Here is a 15,452-nt window from a genome sequence, read left to right as displayed (position 1 = left end):
TGCGTGTCTCCCTCACACCGCCAGAAAAGCCGGGATGCGCAGATGCCTTCGCCCGACTTCCACGAACAGCGGATCGCGCTTCGCCGCCCAGACGGCGGCGAAGTGACCGATCGCCCAGATGACAAGGCCGACCAGCCAGAGGCGCAGGCCGAGGCCGACTGCGCCGGCGAGCGTGCTATTCATGATGGCGATACTTCTGGGAGCGCCGCCGAGCATGATGTGCTCGGTCAACGCCCGATGGACGGGAGCGGTAAATCCCGGCACGGCGTCGAGTTGTTCGAAAGCCACCGCCATCAGACGAGCGCTCCGCCGCCGAACGAGAAGAACGACAGGAAGAAGCTCGACGCCGCGAAAGCGATCGACAGGCCGAACACGATCTGGATCAGGCGACGGAAGCCTCCGGACGAATCGCCGAACGCCAGCGTCAGGCCGGTGACGATGATGATGATGACGGCGACGATCTTGGCGACGGGTCCTTCGACCGACTGAAGGATCTTTTCCAGTGGCTGTTCCCACGGCATGGACGAGCCGGAGGCTTGAGCGGCGGGCACAAGAACGAGGTTGACGTAGGTGAAAGCGGCGGCCGTCGTTATCAAACGGCGGACGCGCATCGTAGTGCGAATCATTCGGATTCTCCTGTGTTCGGGGTGGCTGGAGTGATGCGGTAGTCGCCATCGGGACCGAGCCCGTCGACACGGGCCAGTTCGGCCAGCCGGCGCGCGGAGCCGCGACCTGAGAGGACGGCAACGAGGTCGACGGTCTCCGCGATCAGCGCACGCGGAACGGTGATGACGGCTTCCTGAATGAGCTGTTCGAGACGGCGCAGCGCGCCGATGCCGGTGCCGGCGTGAATCGTGCCGATGCCGCCGGGGTGTCCCGTCCCCCACGCTTTCAAGAGGTCGAGCGCTTCCGCGCCGCGTACCTCGCCGATCGGGATGCGGTCGGGGCGGAGGCGCAACGACGAGCGCACGAGATCGGAGAGTGTCGCGACGCCATCCTTCGTGCGCATCGCGACGAGGTTGGGCGCGGCGCATTGCAACTCGCGGGTGTCCTCGATGATAACGACGCGATCGGCGCCCTTCGCGACTTCGGCGAGCAGCGCGTTTGTCAGCGTGGTCTTCCCGGTCGAAGTGCCGCCGGCGACGAGGATGTTGGCGCGGGACGCGACGGCCGCGCGCAGGGTTTCCGCTTGATCGACGGTCATGATGCCGGCGGCAACATAGTCGTCGAGCGTGAACACCGCGACGGCCGGTTTGCGGATGGCGAAGGCGGGCGCTGCGACGACCGGGGGCAACAGACCCTCGAAGCGTTCGCCGGTCTCCGGCAGTTCGGCCGACACGCGCGGCGAGCGGGGATGGACCTCCGCCCCGACATGATGTGCGACCAGGCGGATGATGCGTTCGCCGTCGGCCGCCGACATCATCTCGCCGGTGTCGGCCAGCCCTTCGGACAGGCGGTCGATCCACAATCGCCCGTCCGGGTTCAGCATCACTTCGACGACGACAGGGTCTTCCAGAAACCGCGCGATCGCCGGTCCAAGCGCGGTGCGCAACATGCGCGCGCCGCGTGCGATCGCCTCCGGCTTATGGTGGTTGGAAGTCATACCCGCCCCGTTTCCTCACGGGGCGCAACAGACAGGTCCCCGGATGGGGATGACTAAAAGAGACTCAAGTCGGGTTCGTTCAACAAGTTTCGGTCGTAGTAGCAGCGTAGCGTGCAAATACAGGAGAACGGCGGTATCGCCTGCGCCCGCGGGTCTTCGTGTGAGCGGATGGATTTCGAATCAGCGACCTGCGCGGATCTGGACTTTGTCGACAGATGGCCGAGCAACTGCGTTGCTGCGAGCATCAATCCTTGGTCCAATCCTCCAGCCGCAATCCGGCGACGCGCTCGAACTCGGCGGTGTTGTTGGTGACGAGCGGCAGGCCGCGCGCCATCGCTTGACCGGCGATCAGGACGTCATAGGGGCCGACCGGCGTGCCGCGCCGCGCAAGCTCCGCCCTGATCTCGCCGGCCGCCCGCGCATCCTCACGCTCGAGATCGAGAATTTCGAGATCCGTAAAGAGCAGCCGAAGTGTTTCGAGGTTGAAGTCCACTCTCTGGCTGCGATAGGCGCCGAAGTAGAGTTCATGGGCGACCACGGAAGAAACCGCGAGCGCGCCAGGCTCGCAGGATTCAACCTTGCGCAAGAGCGCCTCCGACCGGCGCGTCACCAACGCGATGACAGCATTGGTGTCGAGAAGCCATGTCGTCATGGAAACGCCCGGTCGAGATCGGGACGCTTCTGCTCGTCAGGCTGCTCCCGGCCTTCGGCCATGAAATCCGCGCTAAAGCCGCGCTCGACGGCCGCCCGCAGCGACGCCCAGCGTCCGGAGGCATCCGGCCGCGGACGCAGGATCACGGCGTCACCCTCGCGTGAGACTTCGACCTCATCGACGGTGAAACGAAAATCCTTCGGCAACCGCACGGCCTGAGAGTTGCCGGACTGGAAAACCTTGGCGATGTGGGGCACGGCAACCTCCCGTAGATACGGGACTGTATATACGCCTTAACCCCGATCCCTACAAGGCCGCTATCCCTCCGCTTCATGACCGGCTCCGGCCGTATCGACATCCTCCGAAATCTCCTGCCGCAGCTTCGGTCCCTTCGCCAGTCGTCTGCCGAGCGCGGTGATGAAGGCTTCATAACGCTTGCTGGCGAGGGCACGTGCGGCCTGCGCGGCGGGTTCTGGCAAGGCAGGTGTGGTGGTGGTCCAGAATCGGACGAACACCGCCAGAGTTTCGACAGCGATGCCGACATCGCGCTCCAGCCGTGCCATGCGGCGATCGAGTTGGTCGAGTCGCTTGGCAACAACCGCTTCGCGGCGCTCGGCATCGTCCGGCGACAGGAACGAGGCGATCGCGGCTTCCGCGATCATCGACTGCGACTGATCGCGGCGCGCGGCGAAATCGGCGAGCGACCTGGTGACATCGGGATCGAGATAGACCGTGAATTTCGTTTTCTTCCTGATGTTGGCCATGGCGTTCACAACTCCATGTTGTCGCCGGGATCGAGCGAGACCTGCCGAGCGAGGCCCTGCATCTGACGGAGCATCCGTCGATTGCGCACAGCGTCGTCCTCGTCAGGATCGTCGGGCGGCTCGAACTCGTTGTCGATCGGCGCCTTCTTCTCCACCGGCTTCACGCGATGGAGTTCGTGTTGCAGCCGGCGTTCGGATTGCGTCGGGTCATCGTTGTCGGATCGTTTTGCCGATTGCGACTCATCCGGCTCCGGCCGCGCCGGGATCGGCAGGGTGCTCCAATCGTCGAGGTGGTTTGTGTTGGGACGTTTCGGCTCTGGCGGCGACAGCACACGCTCCCGGAGGCGGGCGTCCTCGTAATAGCGCGCCTTCTTCGCCCGGATCGGCGGGATGCCCGCGACCATGACGATCTCGTCGGTCGGCGGAAGCTGCATGATTTCGCCGGGCGTCAGCAATTGGCGGGCAGTTTCCGAGCGCGACACCATCAGATGGCCAAGCCAAGGCGACAGCCGGTGCCCAGCATAGTTCTTCATCGCCTTCATCTCGGTCGCTGTGCCGAGGGCATCGGAGACACGTTTGGCCGTTCGCTCGTCATTGGTGGCGAAGCTCACCCTCACATGGCAGTTGTCGAGGATCGAATTGTTCGGCCCGTAGGCTTTCTCGATCTGGTTCAGCGACTGTGAGATTAAGAAACTCTTCAACCCGTAGCCCGCCATGAAGGCCAGCGCGGTCTCGAAAAAATCTAACCTCCCCAAGGCGGGGAATTCATCCAGCATCAGCAGCAGGCGATGGCGTCCGGCTTTCGCTTGCAGATCCTCGGTCAGGCGGCGGCCGATCTGGTTCAGCAGCAACCGGATCAGCGGCTTGGTGCGATTGATGTCCGATGGCGGCACCACGAGGTAGAGCGTGGTTGGCCGCTCGCCGCCAACGATGTCGCGGATTCTCCAGTCGCAGCGGCGCGTGACCTCCGCGATGACAGGATCGCGGTAGAGGCCGAGAAACGACATGGCGGTGGACAGCACGCCGGAGCGCTCGTTGTCGGATTTGTTGAGCAACTCGCGCGCAGCGCTGGCGACGACGGGATGCGGTCCCGCCTTGCCGAGATGCGTGGTCCTCATCATGGCGCGCAGCGTGGATTCGACCGGGCGTTTCGGATCGGAGAGGAAGCCGGCGACGCCGGCCAGCGTCTTGTCGGGCTCGGCATAGAGAACATGCAGGATCGCACCGACGAGAAGCGAGTGGCTCGTTTTCTCCCAATGGTTCCGTTTGTCGAGTGATCCTTCCGGATCGACCAGGATGTCGGCGATGTTTTGGACGTCCCGCACCTCCCATTCACCGCGCCGCACCTCGAGCAGCGGATTGTAGGCTGACGACTTCGGGTTGGTCGGGTCGAACAGCAGCACCCGGCCGTGCTGCGACCGGAAGCCTGCGGTTAGAATCCAGTTCTCACCCTTGATGTCGTGAACAATGGCCGAGCCCGGCCAGGTCAGAAGCGACGGCACGACAAGGCCGACGCCCTTGCCCGATCGGGTCGGCGCGAAGCACAGCACATGCTCCGGGCCGTCGTGGCGCAAATACTCATGCTCGTAGCGGCCGAGCACCACGCCATCGGGATCGAGCAGACCCGCGGCCTTGATCTCAGGCTTCTCGGCCCAGCGCGCCGAGCCATAGGTAGCGACATTCTTCTGCTCGCGCGCTCGCCAGACCGACATGCCGATGGCGACAGCGATGGCAATGATGCCGCCGGACGCTGCGATGATCCCGCCCGTTGCGAAGATCCCCGGCGCATAGGCGTCGTAGAAGTACCACCACCATATAATGGCGAGGGGAAAATAGACGGGCACGCCGAGCAGCTTAAGCCACGGGTGGCCAAGCTGCGCCTGATAGCCGAGACTCCATGCGACATATTGGGTCGCGCCCCAAGTGGTGACGAGCACGATGAGGAAGACGACGGTGATCGGTCCCCACAGGATTTTGGTACCGGACATGGCGATGTTCCTTTCCGATTGGCGCTAGAGGCCGAGCCCCCGCTTGCGGCCGAAATCCCAGTCGATGCTGCCGTCGTCGCGGGCGACGCCGGCGACGTGGCGACCGAGTTGCTTTTCGAGGGAGGGCGACCAGGGCACGAGCTGGAAGCCGAGGCCGTCGTCGATCATGGCGAAGCGGCCGGAGGCGAGCGTGAAACGCTGGCGATAGAAGCCGGCGACATATTCGCCGCTGTCCGCGCGGTTGAACGGAAGGCCGGTCTCGGCCGCGAGCTTCTCGCCGAGCGCGCTCAGTTCCCGATCACGCAAGGTGTTAAGCAGCCGGCGGGCGAAGACGACGCGCCCACTCTGGCGCTCGGCGAGCCCTTCACCGATCAGGTGCTCGGCGCGCTGGTCCATCGTCTCACGCACTTCGGCGCCGAAGCCTCCTTCGGAGAGAGCGATGGGATCGCGAGCGACAGCTTGGCGGTCGAGCCAGGTCGCACCGGTTGCATTCACCTGGGCCTGGATATCGAGATCAGCGCGCACCGCCAGCGCGACACGACGCTCGCCGCGCGCATCCTCAAAGGTGCGCAGCTCAACGATTGATCCGGGCCGGCTATCACCGGCGGCGTCGAGATGCGGCAGCTTGATGTGATGGGTCCGGCCATCCACCCCGTCGACAACGGCGTAGGCCGTGCCCTTCAGCTCGTCATCGAGGCCGCGTTCGATGAGGCGGCCGACGATGGGTACGTCGAGGCTTTCGCCGGCCAGGACATAGTTCGCCGAGCCGCGCTCGATGCCGCGTTCGGTGAGCGCGCGGTGCATCCGCTTGATGATGTCACCGCGCTCGCCGAGTTCGCGCAGGACGGTCTCGGCTTCCGGCTTGATGAACCATTGCGAATGCCCAACCTGTCCGGCGACGCCGAGAACTTCGAGGGTGCGCAGCCGGCCGACCTTCAGCGCATGAAACTCGTCGGGCTGGCGGTCGGCGCGCGGGGCGAGATCGATGATGCCGGATTTACCGGCGTCGCGGACAAGCTGACGGTCGAGCTGCGTCCAGCGTTCGGCCTCGACCTGACTTTCGAGTGTGCGGTGGATATCGAAATCGGAGCGAAGTCCAAGTTCCTGGGTGACGAGATCTTGCGCGCGGGCACGCATCCCCTCCTTGATGTAGTCGCGCGAGATCACGAGATCTTGGCCGTCGTCGGTGCGGCCACGCAGGATGATATGAAGGTGCGGGTTGTCGGTGTTCCAGTGATCGACGCCGACCCAATCCAGCTTCGTGCCGAGGTCTTTTTCCATCTGCCCCATCAGCTCGCGCGCGTGTGCTTTGAGGTCGGCCATATCCGCGGCGTCCTCGGGTGAGATGATGAAGCGGAAATGATGCCGGTCGTTCTCGCAGCGATCGGCGAAGGCGCGCGCGTCGATGTCGTCGCTCTCCGGGCCGAACAGCCGCGCCTTCTCCCCGTCACGGGTCACGCCGTCGCGGCGCAGATAGTTCAGATGCGCGCCCAGCGGTGCGGAGCGCGCGGTGTGGCGGACAACGCGGGTCTTGATGACGACGATGCGCGAGCGGCCGGTCAGCAGGCGATTGGCCTGGATGCTGGCGCGCTGGCCGCGCCCGAAGCGCGAGCGGTTGCCGGGCGTGATCCGGCCGGAGCGCGACACGCGGCCTCCGGCCTTCTGCGCGGCGGCCAACGCCTGTGCGATGAACGGGCGGGCCTGCTGGGCGCGTGTCGAGCGGATGCGCCCCGGACGGACACGGAACTCGCGGTCATCGGTCATGGCGAAACCCCGCACGGTGCAAAACTGCTTGTGAAAAGAGAGAGATGAGCGCGAAGCGCACGGTGCGGGCGAGCGCCGCACGGCGCGGAACGCGCCAGAAAAACAAGCAGAAACAACCACTCGACCGAGGCGCACCGTGCGCCTTTTTATCTCGCCATCGGTCGGTTGTTGCGCCTGCCTCCACCCTCCGCGCCCTCCATGACACGCCGGCATACGCGGGGATGCGAATTGCCGCGCAGCCGGTCATGGCCGACCTCCATCGGTACTGGGAGCGACAAACAGCCCCCTCGACTGGAGCGCGGCAAGCGCGTCGGATGTTGCCGGAACGGGTGGGCGGGCTTTGTCCGGCGAGCCTTCCCGTGGCGCGGCATTGGCGGCGGAATCGCTGAACACGCTCACGACAAAGAGTGTCGCCTCGCGCCAGTCGAACGGTCGCGCCGCCGTCGACGCACCCTTCGATGGACGCTCGCCGCGCAGCGCGGGCGCAAGAAAATCGACATAGGCGCGCGTTTCGGCAGGCAACGGGCGCCCGGTTGCACGGTGCTCATCATAGCGTGCGGGGCCGGCGTTGTAGGCAGCGAGCATCGCACCGATGTCGCCGTAGCGATCCCACATCTCGCGAAGATACGCAGCGCCCGCGAGAATGTTGTCGCGCGGTGTATAGGGATCGCGGCCGAGACCATAGCGGGTGCGCAGTTCGGCCCAGGTGTCGGGCATGATCTGCATCAGGCCCACTGCGCCGGCCGAGGACACGGCGCGAACATCGCCTGCGCTTTCGCCGCGCATGACGGCGACGATCCAGCGCACCGGAATGCCGAAGCGCTGCGCGGCTTCGGAGAGGTGTGCGGCATGGACGTTGATCGAAGCGGCGCGGACCGGACGAGCGTTCTGCGCCAAAGCATGAGGCGCTGCGGCCGCGGAGAAGCTCAGGCCGGAAAGAAGAAGGAGGAAGATGCGGCGGCGGCCGCCGCATCTTCTGATCGCGAAACGAGCGCAGGAATTATCCATGGTCATTCCTGCTCGTCGCGTTTCTTCTGACGGGTCCAGTGCAGGCTCCACTCGCGGCCGTCTTCGTCCGCCTGGAACAGGCGGGCGCGGATCGGCTGCTGAAAGACGGGATCGTCGAGGACAACCGAAACGAACGGGCCGGCGCGATCGCCGGTGCGCTTCCATCCCGCGCCGACTTCCGGTCCGTCCTCGTCGCCGAGATGGATGCGATAGGCCGGCGCGTTCTCGACATTGGCGTTCTCGGCCGGAACGAAGGTCAGGTCGAGATCGAGCGAGAGCGTGCGGATATGTCCGGAATAACCGGACGGGGTGCGGGTGAATTGACCAATCTGCGCCATTGAAGGCTCCTTTCATGAGCGGTGAAGTTGATGCGGGCCACTCGGACAGCCCGCAGCGCGCGCGCGATCACCGCGTTGGCGCGCGCCATTCGAAGCGGCCGTCGCCTTCCTCGTCGGTCCACAGCGGGACCGCGCGGCCGATGATCTGGTCGGTGGAGAGAAGGCCGAAGTAGCGGCCATCGAGGCTGCCTTCGACCTGCCAGTTCATCGCGAAGAACTCGCCGGTCTGGATGCGTTGGCAGCCTTGCCATTCGGGCAGATCGCGGCCGGCGCGATCGCGTTCGAGCGCATGGCCCATGTCGACGCCATCGACAGTGATGACGAGACCCGTCCGGCAGACCACCTGTCCGGAAACCGCGAGCACGCGCTTCAGGAGCGGCACGCCCTTGGGCAGGTAGCCGCGCTTGTCGAGAAAGTCCGCGAGCGGCTCTGGCGCGTCGATGGCCACAAGGTCCGTGACCTCGAAGGGACCGTCGAAGTCGATCGTGTAGAAACCGATCGGCGCACTGGCCGAGGCGTTCCACATCAGCTTGATCGGCATCGGCGTGAGGCCCGGATAGCCGACGCCGAACGACGCGAGCGCCGTGCAAAGGAAGAGACTGACGCGCGTCATGGCGTCACCCGGCGGCGCATCAGCCACGCCTCATGACGTGCCGGCGTATAGGCGGACGGCTGTTCGCCGGCGCGCAGGCAATGGTGGACATGCCGCCAGTGATCGGGATCGACGTCGGCGGGATCGATGCCGAGGCTCTCGATCGCGTCGATGTGCTGCAGCACGCGCTCGACCGTGGGCCAGCTTTCCGCCTTAAGCAGGATTTCGCCGCCCGGACGCACGAAGGGCAGCGTCTGGAACGGCTCCCCGCGCCCGATGGCCCGCACGATGTCGATGCGCGAGACGATCGTGCCGTAGTCGTTGGCGGCCCAGCGGACGAACGCGAAGACGCTGTTCGGTGCGAAGCCGACGACGCTGCGATGTCGATCGAGAATCTGTTCGTGGCTTTTGTGGCCGAACCTGATCCAGTGCTCGATCGTCTTCTGACGCCATGTCAGATGTACGAGCGTGGTGAACGGTGCTGGTGCGTCCGGCGACGGACACCAGCGCGAGCGGCGTGCCGCATTGCCGGTCATGAGGGATCTCCTGACTTTTCGGGGAATTCGCGCGCGAGCAGGTCGCGCAGCATGTCGGCGACGGTGACGCTGCGGCTGAAGGCAGCGACCTTGATGCGGCCGCGCAGGGCTGGGGTGACGTCGATGGTCAGCCGGGCCGTATAGATCGCGGCCGCGCTGCAGCCGGCCGGCGGCGTGTCACCCGCCTTGATCCAGCCATCGGGATCGGCGGGTCGCTGCGCGAAGACGCGCTTCTGCGTGCGCGCCGTCATGATGCGCCTGCGTCATGGAACGGCAGCACGGCGGCGATGCGCGCGCAGGCGCGCTCGGCCATGGCGGCGTCGATCTCACAACCGAGATAGCGTCGGCCGGACAGCCGGCAGGCTTCGCCAGCGGAGCCGGAGCCGGCGAACCAGTCGCCGACCAGGCCGCCTTCGGGACAACTGGTACGAATCAGAATTTCGAGCAGCGATGACGGCTTCTCGGTCGGATGGATCGCGCGACCGTGGCAGTTGCGGACATAGATGACTGACCGCATGAGGCGCGGCCCGCCGTCGTGGCTGACATAGTGGCCGGCGTCGATCTGGCCGGTGTGGGGAGGACGTTGCTTGCGCCGAACCGTGCGCGCTGTCGCATCCGGCGTGGTCTGGACGTCGTTGTAGATGTCGCGCCAGGCCGTCTCGGCGGGATAGAACTGGACGGCCAACTCATGCACGCGCTTGAAGCGGTCATTGTGGAAGCCGGTGCCGTTCTGCTTCTCCCAGACGATCTCCTGTGCGATCCGCAGCCCCGCCTCCGTGAACCGATCCGCGGTCGCCATGAAGCAACGGAGCGATCCGAACACCCACAGCGAGCCGGTGAGATTGAGCGCCTCACGCGCGAGTGCGATCCAGCCCTCGACGCGCCGGTCCCATGCAAGCGATGTGTCGCCATAGGGCGGATCGGCGAGGATCATGTCGAACGGACCGTGCGGCGGCATAATCTCGCGGCAGTCGCCGGTAAGGACCGTCATGGCGGGGTCCTCCCGATGCGCAATCGCTCGATCTCGACGGCGAGCGCGGCGATCTCGCGTGCAGCGGGGGATCGGCTGTCGATGTCCGAGGCTAAACGTCCGGTCTGCGCGGCGTCGGCGAAGACAACGCGCTGGCCGATGGTGCTGGCGAGCACCGGCGGATCATGGTCCGCCAGCGTCTCGGCGGTCTCCCGCGCGATCACGGTGCGGGCGGCGCAGCGATTGAGCACGAAACGCGCCGCGAGTTGCGGCCGGTAGATGCGAGCCTCCGTGAGGAGCGAAAGCATCTCGGCCGAGGCCCAGCCGTCGAGCGGCGACGGCTGCACCGGGATCAGTACGAGGTCGGCGGCGAGCAGCGCGGAGCGCATCAGGCCGGCGACACGCGGCGGGCCGTCGATGACGACGTGATCGGAATCGCGAGCCAGCTCGGGAGCCTCGCGGTGCAGCGTGTCGCGCGCCAGGCCGACGACGCCGAAGGCGCGCGGCAAGCCCTCGCGCGAGCGTTGCTGCGACCAGTCGAGTGCCGAGCCTTGAGGATCGGCGTCGATCAGGGTGACGCGGTGTCCTCTCGCGGCCCACGCGCCAGCGAGGTGCAGCGCCAGCGTCGTCTTGCCGACGCCACCTTTCTGATTGAGCAGCGCGACGATCATCGGCGTCCTCCCGACGGATCGCGAGGACGATGGAGTGTTTCCGAGTGATCGGTGGTCGAGAGGTCGTCTTTACCGAGGGGCGGAGTTGGCGCCGTCGTTGCGGGCGGGAGGTCCGCGCCCTTGCCGGTCTCTATGCCGAGGTTTCCGGCGGCGTCGCGGGCGAGGTTGTCCACATCGCGCGCGCTCTCTTCAAGGTTAGAATCTATGTTAGATTCTAAGTTAAGGGCGCGATTTCGTGTTTGATCTTCGGCGGTTAGAGCCGGTTTGGGTTCCCGATAGCACGAGCCTCCGGTTCCCGATAGCACGATAGTCCGGGTTCCCGATAGCACGAGCCCGTCCACAGGCTGTCCACAGCGCATCGTCGGCTCGAAGGCGAGCAGCGTGCGGCCGCCGATCTCGACCTCGAGGAACAGCGTGTAGCCCGGCAGCGGCTGGCGCCGGATGATGTCGCGCAGCTCGAAGGCAAAGCGCTTGAACGGCGACAGGCTGCCGGACTTTTGATGGAGATGGCGAAAGTCGAAGCGCCATCCATTGCGCTGGCGGCCGCCGTGCTTGCGCACCAGGCGGTAGAGCCAGCGGTCGAGGCCGCCCGTCAGATCGAAATAAGCGCGGTCGATCGTGAGCACGAGCGCGTCGTCAAGAACGGCTTGGTAGAACCAGTCCGGCACGATCAGCTCGATGCCCTCCGGCCGGCCGTTGCGATCGGTGCGCTCCTGCCATTCGTTGATCCACGAGAAGCGATGGCGGCGGCCTTCCGCCGGCTGGCGGATCGATGTCGCAACGGTCGTCGATTGCAGCCGGTCGAGCGCCGCCTTCAGGCGCTGGTAGTCGCGCAGCGACGTGCCGCGCCCGACATAGGTGAGAATTTCGTAGGGCGTGGCGGCCATCAGCCGCGAGGTGCGAAGCCCGGCATCCCGCGCCTCGACGATCTGGCTCGCCGCCCAGATCAGGATGTCGGCGTCCCAGATTGTCGCCATGCCATGATCGGGCACGGCCTCGACGCGGATCGTCACGTTGCCGGCGACGAAATCGATCGGCGCAACGCGATGGGACTTGGAGAGCGAGAAGAACGGATAGGCCATGAGATCCTGCGCGTCTCGTGGCGCGAAGTCGCCGGGGCGTGCTCGGAACAGATCGAGTTGTCCGCGCTCCGAAAGGGATCGACGCCGCACCGCCATGAAGAAGTCCGGTTGCGGTCAGCGTGCGTAGCGACCGGCGTGGGTCGGCTGCGTGGGCGCGTGGCGTTTGGCGGGAAGGACCGAACCGCGCGGGTCCGACGTCGAGGTGACGGAGCCGCGCGCGGCCCAGGTTTCGAGATCGTCGATGGCATAAACGACGCGGCCGCCGAGTTTGCGATAGGCGGGGCCGGTCCCGTAGGTGCGATGTTTTTCGAGCGTGCGGGCGGAGAGGCTGAGAAACTCGGCAGCTTCCTTGGTGCGCAGGAAGCGCGGCGGCAGAACGACGGGTTCGTGTGGCATGGATCGGGCCTCCGTGGTGTCAGGGACGGTCGCTGCGGTTCAGCGGCGAACGGCGACCACGGTGGCGGAGGGAATGCGTCAGGGGGGATGGGGAAGTTGAGAGGGCTAAAATCCCCACCCTTCGCCCAGGCATCGACCGGCTAAGGTCGACGGCGATGCCGAAGGAGGTTCAGATAGCCGCCGCCGACCATGACGAGGCCGCTCTCGATCAGCCCGATGACGGAATCGCGCAACGGCGAGGTCTTCCACGGATCGGCGGTAACGCGCGCCTCGCCGTAGATCGCGCTGGCAATCTCGCGATAGCTTGCGCCGTTCATGCGGCCGTCGACCGCCTGAAGCATCAGGCGCAGGCGTCGGCGCTGCTGGCGCGTCAAGCGGGTGTCGGCGAGGGCTTTGCGGCCGTAGAGGGCACGCCAGAAGCGGGTCAGCGCATCGACGCGATCGAGCAGATCGATGTCGATCGGGACCAGGGCGACAAGCGCGCGGCGATCGCTGCCGGGAAGAAAAAGCAACTGTGCAGGCATGTCGGCCGGATAGACCGCGTAAATGCCCTCGGGGCCGTCGCGGAACGATTGGAGCCCGACCAGCTCAGGAGTCGGCGTGGCGGGCAAATGATCAGGTGTGGACGCAAACGTCAGCACGGACGGCGCGGCGGCCGGCGACCAGAAGATGGTTTGCGCGAGCGCAGACAGACTCGGTCGCGCCGGGAAACCGCAACCCCCAACGCCGCTGATCCTCTACAGGAAGCGGCGCGGTGTCCTCCCGAGCGCTGACGAGTGCCTGATATTGATGTTGATAGGGTGTGTGCCGGCGCAAGCACTCCCACGCCAAGCCTTCGGTCGCGAGCTTGTCGAAGTAGTCGTAACTGCTGTGTTCTCTCCATCGAGAAGTATCGGGCCGCATCCCTTCGCCTCCCCTGTCTTGTCAAGGTCGAGCAGAAAATGATTGCCGCACGCGAGAGGTGATGGAAGCTTGGTCAACGGCATTAGGCGATGCCGTAGCGGCATCGCCTTTGCGAAATAATCTCTAAGTTGAAATCAGTTACTGGGGCCAAGCAGAAGCTGGCGATAGCCTGTATGTGTCATCCAGCGGGCGCGCTGGAGATGGCTGTCGTGAACACGCCGCGCCCTGTCGGGCTCGCTGGCAGGATCGATTCCGAACAGCACTTCGACAGCCTCCCGCCAGTCGGCGCCATCGGCGTCGGCGTCGAGAAGGCGGACATAAAGCTTGACGTGCTTCCTGTCGTATTTCGTCAGATTCTGACAGGACGGGGCGATGTCCTCGAACGGCTCAATCATAGGGCGGCACGCTTGGTGTGGCGGTGTGGCGGGCGGGAGCTAGTGGAATTGAAGATGGAATATAACCGTTGGAAAGAGCACCGCTCGATGCTGTCCTGGCATCGCCGGCCCACAACCCATCAACCTTTCCGACCCTCGCGATCATCGACAAGCAGCACTCCCTGTCCGCGATCGGTGGTCAGGAGGACAACGCCTGCCGCTTCGATGGCCCGCCGAACCTGATCGCGCGTACCCTCATGCACCCGCAATCCGTTTTCGGATTCGAGGCGCTTGAGGGCGGTCAGCGCAACGCGGGCCTTGTCAGCAAGGGTCTCCTGCGTCCACCCCAGTAACGCGCGCGCGGCCCGTGATTGTCGGGAGGTGATCATGCATGATCACCTCCCACTCGGGCCTACGCGCACGCCAGAACTACGACTATTTTAGTCGCTATTGTTTGCTGATGCGAGCTGAAATCACCGCTCAGCACAATACCGCAGACAACACGACCGAAACTGATTCGGTCGGCTTAAGGAAAAGCCAGCCCAACGCCGATTTCTCCATGTCGCCCCTCACGGGGCGAACGGGTCCATCTCGTCGACGATCGCATCATCCTCACCATCATATTCCGTTGCGGGCATCACGCCCATCGTGCCATCGCCGGCGCGGAAGATGACGATGGAGACCATAAGCGTGGAAGCGAGGCTGAAGGCGAAGGCGTGGGCATCTGCAAGGGACATTTTCCGGCTCCTGTTTGGAGGCGGGGACCATTCCCCGCTCGACAGGCGCCTGAAGTGTTTTGGTCTCGGCCGGGGTCATCGCGGAGGCAAAGCCGAAGCGACCGCACGCTCGCGTAGCGGACCCCAAGCGGGTTGACCTTGGAAGGCCGGGATTGAAACCAAGGTTGCGTCTCAAAGAGCGAGTGGTGCGCGCTGACCGCAGCCGAAAACCCTTGCCATGTCGTCATGCTGAAATCTGACGCTGCTTTTATTCTGGTGGCCTCGATCATCTGCATTGGAGATCTGGCGTGCTGTCGACCGCCAGACCTGATGCAATCAGGCGGCGCGATTTGTACTCGTCACGGAAACTGTGCGCGGGCACCGTCGTCGCAGCGCGAACGTCGAGTTGGGTTGCGGCCGCGATCCGTTGCGAACAGGAGAAGACCCGGCGGCTTGTGCCGCCGGGCCTTCTTTCGCCCGCCCTAGAACGGGATGTCGTCGTCCTGATCGGACTGCCTGTCGCCCTCGCTTTCGGTCTGCTTCGCCCGGCTCAGGAAGTCGACCGTTTCGGCGATGATCTCGCAGCCGTAGCGCTCAACGCCCTGCTGGTCGGTCCACTTCGTGTAGTGGATGCGGCCGCGCACCAGAACCTTCATGCCCTTCTGGCAATGCTCCTGGACCGTCGTGCCGAGGCCGTTGAAGCAAGTGATCCGGTGCCATTCGGTGTCCTGGACCCGATAGCCGTCCTTATCCCGAACAACCTTGCCTTCCGAGTAGCGAGGCCGCGAGGTGGCCAGCGTGAAGTGGGTGATACGGGTGCCGCTCTGGGTGGTGCGGGATTCGGGGTCCTGGCCGATGTTGCCAGCGAGAATGACGATGTTCTGCATTTTAAGTCTCCGTTGCTCCTCGGAGGGACCATCCCTCCGACGAGACCCGGCCAAGGCCGTCGGGAGGCTCCTGCAACTGCCGGCTCGTCGGCAGCTCGCCCCTAAGGCCCGGAGTGGCGCGGGCAGGCGCTTTAGCGCCAACACGGTCCGGAGCCGCCGGGGTTGCGGGTGGAAACCGAACGGACTTAGGGGATCAGTCAGTCGGAGG

Annotated in this window: 23 protein-coding genes; all 23 read right to left on the bottom strand. The window is 65.2% G+C overall.

Going from position 1 to position 15,452, the window contains the following annotated elements; genetic code table 11:
- Nucleotides 1-12: 12 nt before the first annotated feature.
- The 23 genes from AFIDRAFT_RS04185 to AFIDRAFT_RS04080 all read right to left on the bottom strand — a co-directional run bounded on the left by AFIDRAFT_RS04185 (nucleotide 13) and on the right by AFIDRAFT_RS04080 (nucleotide 15,244).
- Nucleotides 13-294, bottom strand: a complete 282-nt coding sequence (locus AFIDRAFT_RS04185) for a VirB3 family type IV secretion system protein (RefSeq protein ID WP_009337888.1) — start codon at nucleotides 292-294, stop codon at nucleotides 13-15.
- Nucleotides 294-626 (bottom strand): TrbC/VirB2 family type IV secretion system protein, encoded by a 333-nt coding sequence (locus AFIDRAFT_RS04180; RefSeq protein WP_009337887.1) that lies wholly within the window; start codon nucleotides 624-626, stop codon nucleotides 294-296. The genes AFIDRAFT_RS04185 and AFIDRAFT_RS04180 overlap by 1 nt, the downstream gene beginning before the upstream one ends.
- Nucleotides 623-1,603: a P-type conjugative transfer ATPase TrbB gene (gene trbB, locus AFIDRAFT_RS04175; protein WP_009337886.1), complete on the bottom strand. Its 981-nt coding sequence runs from the start codon at nucleotides 1,601-1,603 to the stop codon at nucleotides 623-625. The genes AFIDRAFT_RS04180 and trbB overlap by 4 nt, the downstream gene beginning before the upstream one ends.
- A 244-nt stretch (nucleotides 1,604-1,847) precedes the next feature.
- Nucleotides 1,848-2,255, bottom strand: coding sequence for a type II toxin-antitoxin system VapC family toxin (locus AFIDRAFT_RS04165; protein ID WP_009337884.1), 408 nt, complete (start codon nucleotides 2,253-2,255; stop codon nucleotides 1,848-1,850).
- A complete protein-coding gene (locus AFIDRAFT_RS04160) occupies nucleotides 2,252-2,512 on the bottom strand; it encodes an AbrB/MazE/SpoVT family DNA-binding domain-containing protein (RefSeq protein WP_009337883.1) in 261 nt (86 codons plus the stop codon). The genes AFIDRAFT_RS04165 and AFIDRAFT_RS04160 overlap by 4 nt, the downstream gene beginning before the upstream one ends.
- 60 nt (nucleotides 2,513-2,572) lie before the next feature.
- On the bottom strand, nucleotides 2,573-3,019 hold the full coding sequence (locus tag AFIDRAFT_RS04155) for a CopG family transcriptional regulator (protein WP_009337882.1): 447 nt from the start codon (nucleotides 3,017-3,019) through the stop codon (nucleotides 2,573-2,575).
- A gap of 5 nt (nucleotides 3,020-3,024) precedes the next feature.
- Nucleotides 3,025-5,007: a conjugal transfer protein TraG gene (locus AFIDRAFT_RS04150; protein ID WP_009337881.1), complete on the bottom strand. Its 1,983-nt coding sequence runs from the start codon at nucleotides 5,005-5,007 to the stop codon at nucleotides 3,025-3,027.
- Between the two features lie 24 nt (nucleotides 5,008-5,031).
- Nucleotides 5,032-6,771 carry a relaxase/mobilization nuclease domain-containing protein gene (locus AFIDRAFT_RS04145; protein WP_009337880.1) on the bottom strand — a complete coding sequence of 580 codons (1,740 nt, stop codon included), beginning with the start codon at nucleotides 6,769-6,771 and terminating at the stop codon, nucleotides 5,032-5,034.
- A gap of 243 nt (nucleotides 6,772-7,014) precedes the next feature.
- Complete coding sequence (locus AFIDRAFT_RS04140; RefSeq protein ID WP_009337879.1) at nucleotides 7,015-7,779, bottom strand: lytic transglycosylase domain-containing protein; 765 nt, start codon at nucleotides 7,777-7,779, stop codon at nucleotides 7,015-7,017.
- 2 nt (nucleotides 7,780-7,781) lie between these two features.
- Nucleotides 7,782-8,117: a DUF736 domain-containing protein gene (locus AFIDRAFT_RS04135; protein WP_009337878.1), complete on the bottom strand. Its 336-nt coding sequence runs from the start codon at nucleotides 8,115-8,117 to the stop codon at nucleotides 7,782-7,784.
- A 67-nt stretch (nucleotides 8,118-8,184) separates the two neighbouring features.
- Entirely contained in the window at nucleotides 8,185-8,730 is a 546-nt protein-coding gene (locus tag AFIDRAFT_RS04130) for a S26 family signal peptidase (protein WP_009337877.1), read from the bottom strand.
- Nucleotides 8,727-9,245, bottom strand: a complete 519-nt coding sequence (locus AFIDRAFT_RS04125; RefSeq protein WP_009337876.1) for a DUF2840 domain-containing protein — start codon at nucleotides 9,243-9,245, stop codon at nucleotides 8,727-8,729. The genes AFIDRAFT_RS04130 and AFIDRAFT_RS04125 overlap by 4 nt, the downstream gene beginning before the upstream one ends.
- A complete protein-coding gene (locus AFIDRAFT_RS04120; protein WP_009337874.1) occupies nucleotides 9,242-9,496 on the bottom strand; it encodes a hypothetical protein in 255 nt (84 codons plus the stop codon). The genes AFIDRAFT_RS04125 and AFIDRAFT_RS04120 overlap by 4 nt, the downstream gene beginning before the upstream one ends.
- Nucleotides 9,493-10,236: a DNA-methyltransferase gene (locus AFIDRAFT_RS04115; RefSeq protein WP_009337872.1), complete on the bottom strand. Its 744-nt coding sequence runs from the start codon at nucleotides 10,234-10,236 to the stop codon at nucleotides 9,493-9,495. Before AFIDRAFT_RS04115 ends, AFIDRAFT_RS04120 begins: the two co-directional genes overlap by 4 nt.
- Nucleotides 10,233-10,886: a ParA family partition ATPase gene (gene parA, locus AFIDRAFT_RS04110; protein WP_009337870.1), complete on the bottom strand. Its 654-nt coding sequence runs from the start codon at nucleotides 10,884-10,886 to the stop codon at nucleotides 10,233-10,235. Before parA ends, AFIDRAFT_RS04115 begins: the two co-directional genes overlap by 4 nt.
- A complete protein-coding gene (locus AFIDRAFT_RS04105) occupies nucleotides 10,883-12,064 on the bottom strand; it encodes a replication initiator protein A (protein ID WP_083801620.1) in 1,182 nt (393 codons plus the stop codon). The genes parA and AFIDRAFT_RS04105 overlap by 4 nt, the downstream gene beginning before the upstream one ends.
- Before the next feature lie 18 nt (nucleotides 12,065-12,082).
- Nucleotides 12,083-12,364 (bottom strand): helix-turn-helix transcriptional regulator, encoded by a 282-nt coding sequence (locus AFIDRAFT_RS04100; protein WP_009337866.1) that lies wholly within the window; start codon nucleotides 12,362-12,364, stop codon nucleotides 12,083-12,085.
- A 140-nt stretch (nucleotides 12,365-12,504) separates the two neighbouring features.
- Nucleotides 12,505-12,975 carry a DUF2285 domain-containing protein gene (locus AFIDRAFT_RS19970; protein WP_343205833.1) on the bottom strand — a complete coding sequence of 157 codons (471 nt, stop codon included), beginning with the start codon at nucleotides 12,973-12,975 and terminating at the stop codon, nucleotides 12,505-12,507.
- A gap of 4 nt (nucleotides 12,976-12,979) precedes the next feature.
- On the bottom strand, nucleotides 12,980-13,267 hold the full coding sequence (locus AFIDRAFT_RS20140) for a transcriptional regulator domain-containing protein (RefSeq protein WP_009337862.1): 288 nt from the start codon (nucleotides 13,265-13,267) through the stop codon (nucleotides 12,980-12,982).
- A gap of 134 nt (nucleotides 13,268-13,401) precedes the next feature.
- Nucleotides 13,402-13,662, bottom strand: coding sequence for a DNA -binding domain-containing protein (locus tag AFIDRAFT_RS04090; RefSeq protein WP_009337860.1), 261 nt, complete (start codon nucleotides 13,660-13,662; stop codon nucleotides 13,402-13,404).
- Nucleotides 13,663-13,781: 119 nt separating this feature from the next.
- The gene (locus tag AFIDRAFT_RS20135) at nucleotides 13,782-14,030 is read right to left on the bottom strand and encodes a helix-turn-helix domain-containing protein (protein ID WP_009337858.1); all 249 of its coding nucleotides are present in this window, start codon (nucleotides 14,028-14,030) and stop codon (nucleotides 13,782-13,784) included.
- Between the two features lie 180 nt (nucleotides 14,031-14,210).
- A complete protein-coding gene (locus AFIDRAFT_RS19960; RefSeq protein ID WP_009337856.1) occupies nucleotides 14,211-14,378 on the bottom strand; it encodes a hypothetical protein in 168 nt (55 codons plus the stop codon).
- A 461-nt stretch (nucleotides 14,379-14,839) separates the two neighbouring features.
- Nucleotides 14,840-15,244 (bottom strand): single-stranded DNA-binding protein, encoded by a 405-nt coding sequence (locus AFIDRAFT_RS04080; protein ID WP_009337855.1) that lies wholly within the window; start codon nucleotides 15,242-15,244, stop codon nucleotides 14,840-14,842.
- Between the last annotated feature and the right edge of the window lie 208 nt (nucleotides 15,245-15,452).

The organism is Afipia sp. 1NLS2, assembly GCF_000178995.1.
GTDB lineage: Bacteria > Pseudomonadota > Alphaproteobacteria > Rhizobiales > Xanthobacteraceae > Afipia.
Note: the sequence above shows the minus strand (reverse complement) of the source record. Positions and strands in the feature narration are given on the sequence as shown.

What these genes read in the sequence shown, in the direction of transcription:
- AFIDRAFT_RS04185 (WP_009337888.1), bottom strand. Translation starts at nt 294, where the DNA reads ATGGCGGTGGCTTTCGAACAACTCGACGCCGTGCCGGGATTTACCGCT.
- AFIDRAFT_RS19960 (WP_009337856.1), bottom strand. Translation starts at nt 14,378, where the DNA reads ATGTCCCTTGCAGATGCCCACGCCTTCGCCTTCAGCCTCGCTTCCACG.
- AFIDRAFT_RS04115 (WP_009337872.1), bottom strand. Translation starts at nt 10,236, where the DNA reads ATGACGGTCCTTACCGGCGACTGCCGCGAGATTATGCCGCCGCACGGT.
- AFIDRAFT_RS20135 (WP_009337858.1), bottom strand. Translation starts at nt 14,030, where the DNA reads ATGATCACCTCCCGACAATCACGGGCCGCGCGCGCGTTACTGGGGTGG.
- AFIDRAFT_RS04080 (WP_009337855.1), bottom strand. Translation starts at nt 15,244, where the DNA reads ATGCAGAACATCGTCATTCTCGCTGGCAACATCGGCCAGGACCCCGAA.
- parA (WP_009337870.1), bottom strand. Translation starts at nt 10,886, where the DNA reads ATGATCGTCGCGCTGCTCAATCAGAAAGGTGGCGTCGGCAAGACGACG.
- AFIDRAFT_RS04145 (WP_009337880.1), bottom strand. Translation starts at nt 6,771, where the DNA reads ATGACCGATGACCGCGAGTTCCGTGTCCGTCCGGGGCGCATCCGCTCG.
- AFIDRAFT_RS04120 (WP_009337874.1), bottom strand. Translation starts at nt 9,496, where the DNA reads ATGACGGCGCGCACGCAGAAGCGCGTCTTCGCGCAGCGACCCGCCGAT.
- AFIDRAFT_RS04130 (WP_009337877.1), bottom strand. Translation starts at nt 8,730, where the DNA reads ATGACGCGCGTCAGTCTCTTCCTTTGCACGGCGCTCGCGTCGTTCGGC.
- AFIDRAFT_RS20140 (WP_009337862.1), bottom strand. Translation starts at nt 13,267, where the DNA reads ATGCGGCCCGATACTTCTCGATGGAGAGAACACAGCAGTTACGACTAC.
- AFIDRAFT_RS04125 (WP_009337876.1), bottom strand. Translation starts at nt 9,245, where the DNA reads ATGACCGGCAATGCGGCACGCCGCTCGCGCTGGTGTCCGTCGCCGGAC.
- AFIDRAFT_RS04155 (WP_009337882.1), bottom strand. Translation starts at nt 3,019, where the DNA reads ATGGCCAACATCAGGAAGAAAACGAAATTCACGGTCTATCTCGATCCC.
- AFIDRAFT_RS04090 (WP_009337860.1), bottom strand. Translation starts at nt 13,662, where the DNA reads ATGATTGAGCCGTTCGAGGACATCGCCCCGTCCTGTCAGAATCTGACG.
- AFIDRAFT_RS04150 (WP_009337881.1), bottom strand. Translation starts at nt 5,007, where the DNA reads ATGTCCGGTACCAAAATCCTGTGGGGACCGATCACCGTCGTCTTCCTC.
- trbB (WP_009337886.1), bottom strand. Translation starts at nt 1,603, where the DNA reads ATGACTTCCAACCACCATAAGCCGGAGGCGATCGCACGCGGCGCGCGC.
- AFIDRAFT_RS04180 (WP_009337887.1), bottom strand. Translation starts at nt 626, where the DNA reads ATGATTCGCACTACGATGCGCGTCCGCCGTTTGATAACGACGGCCGCC.
- AFIDRAFT_RS04140 (WP_009337879.1), bottom strand. Translation starts at nt 7,779, where the DNA reads ATGGATAATTCCTGCGCTCGTTTCGCGATCAGAAGATGCGGCGGCCGC.
- AFIDRAFT_RS04105 (WP_083801620.1), bottom strand. Translation starts at nt 12,064, where the DNA reads ATGGCGGTGCGGCGTCGATCCCTTTCGGAGCGCGGACAACTCGATCTG.
- AFIDRAFT_RS04165 (WP_009337884.1), bottom strand. Translation starts at nt 2,255, where the DNA reads ATGACGACATGGCTTCTCGACACCAATGCTGTCATCGCGTTGGTGACG.
- AFIDRAFT_RS04135 (WP_009337878.1), bottom strand. Translation starts at nt 8,117, where the DNA reads ATGGCGCAGATTGGTCAATTCACCCGCACCCCGTCCGGTTATTCCGGA.
- AFIDRAFT_RS04100 (WP_009337866.1), bottom strand. Translation starts at nt 12,364, where the DNA reads ATGCCACACGAACCCGTCGTTCTGCCGCCGCGCTTCCTGCGCACCAAG.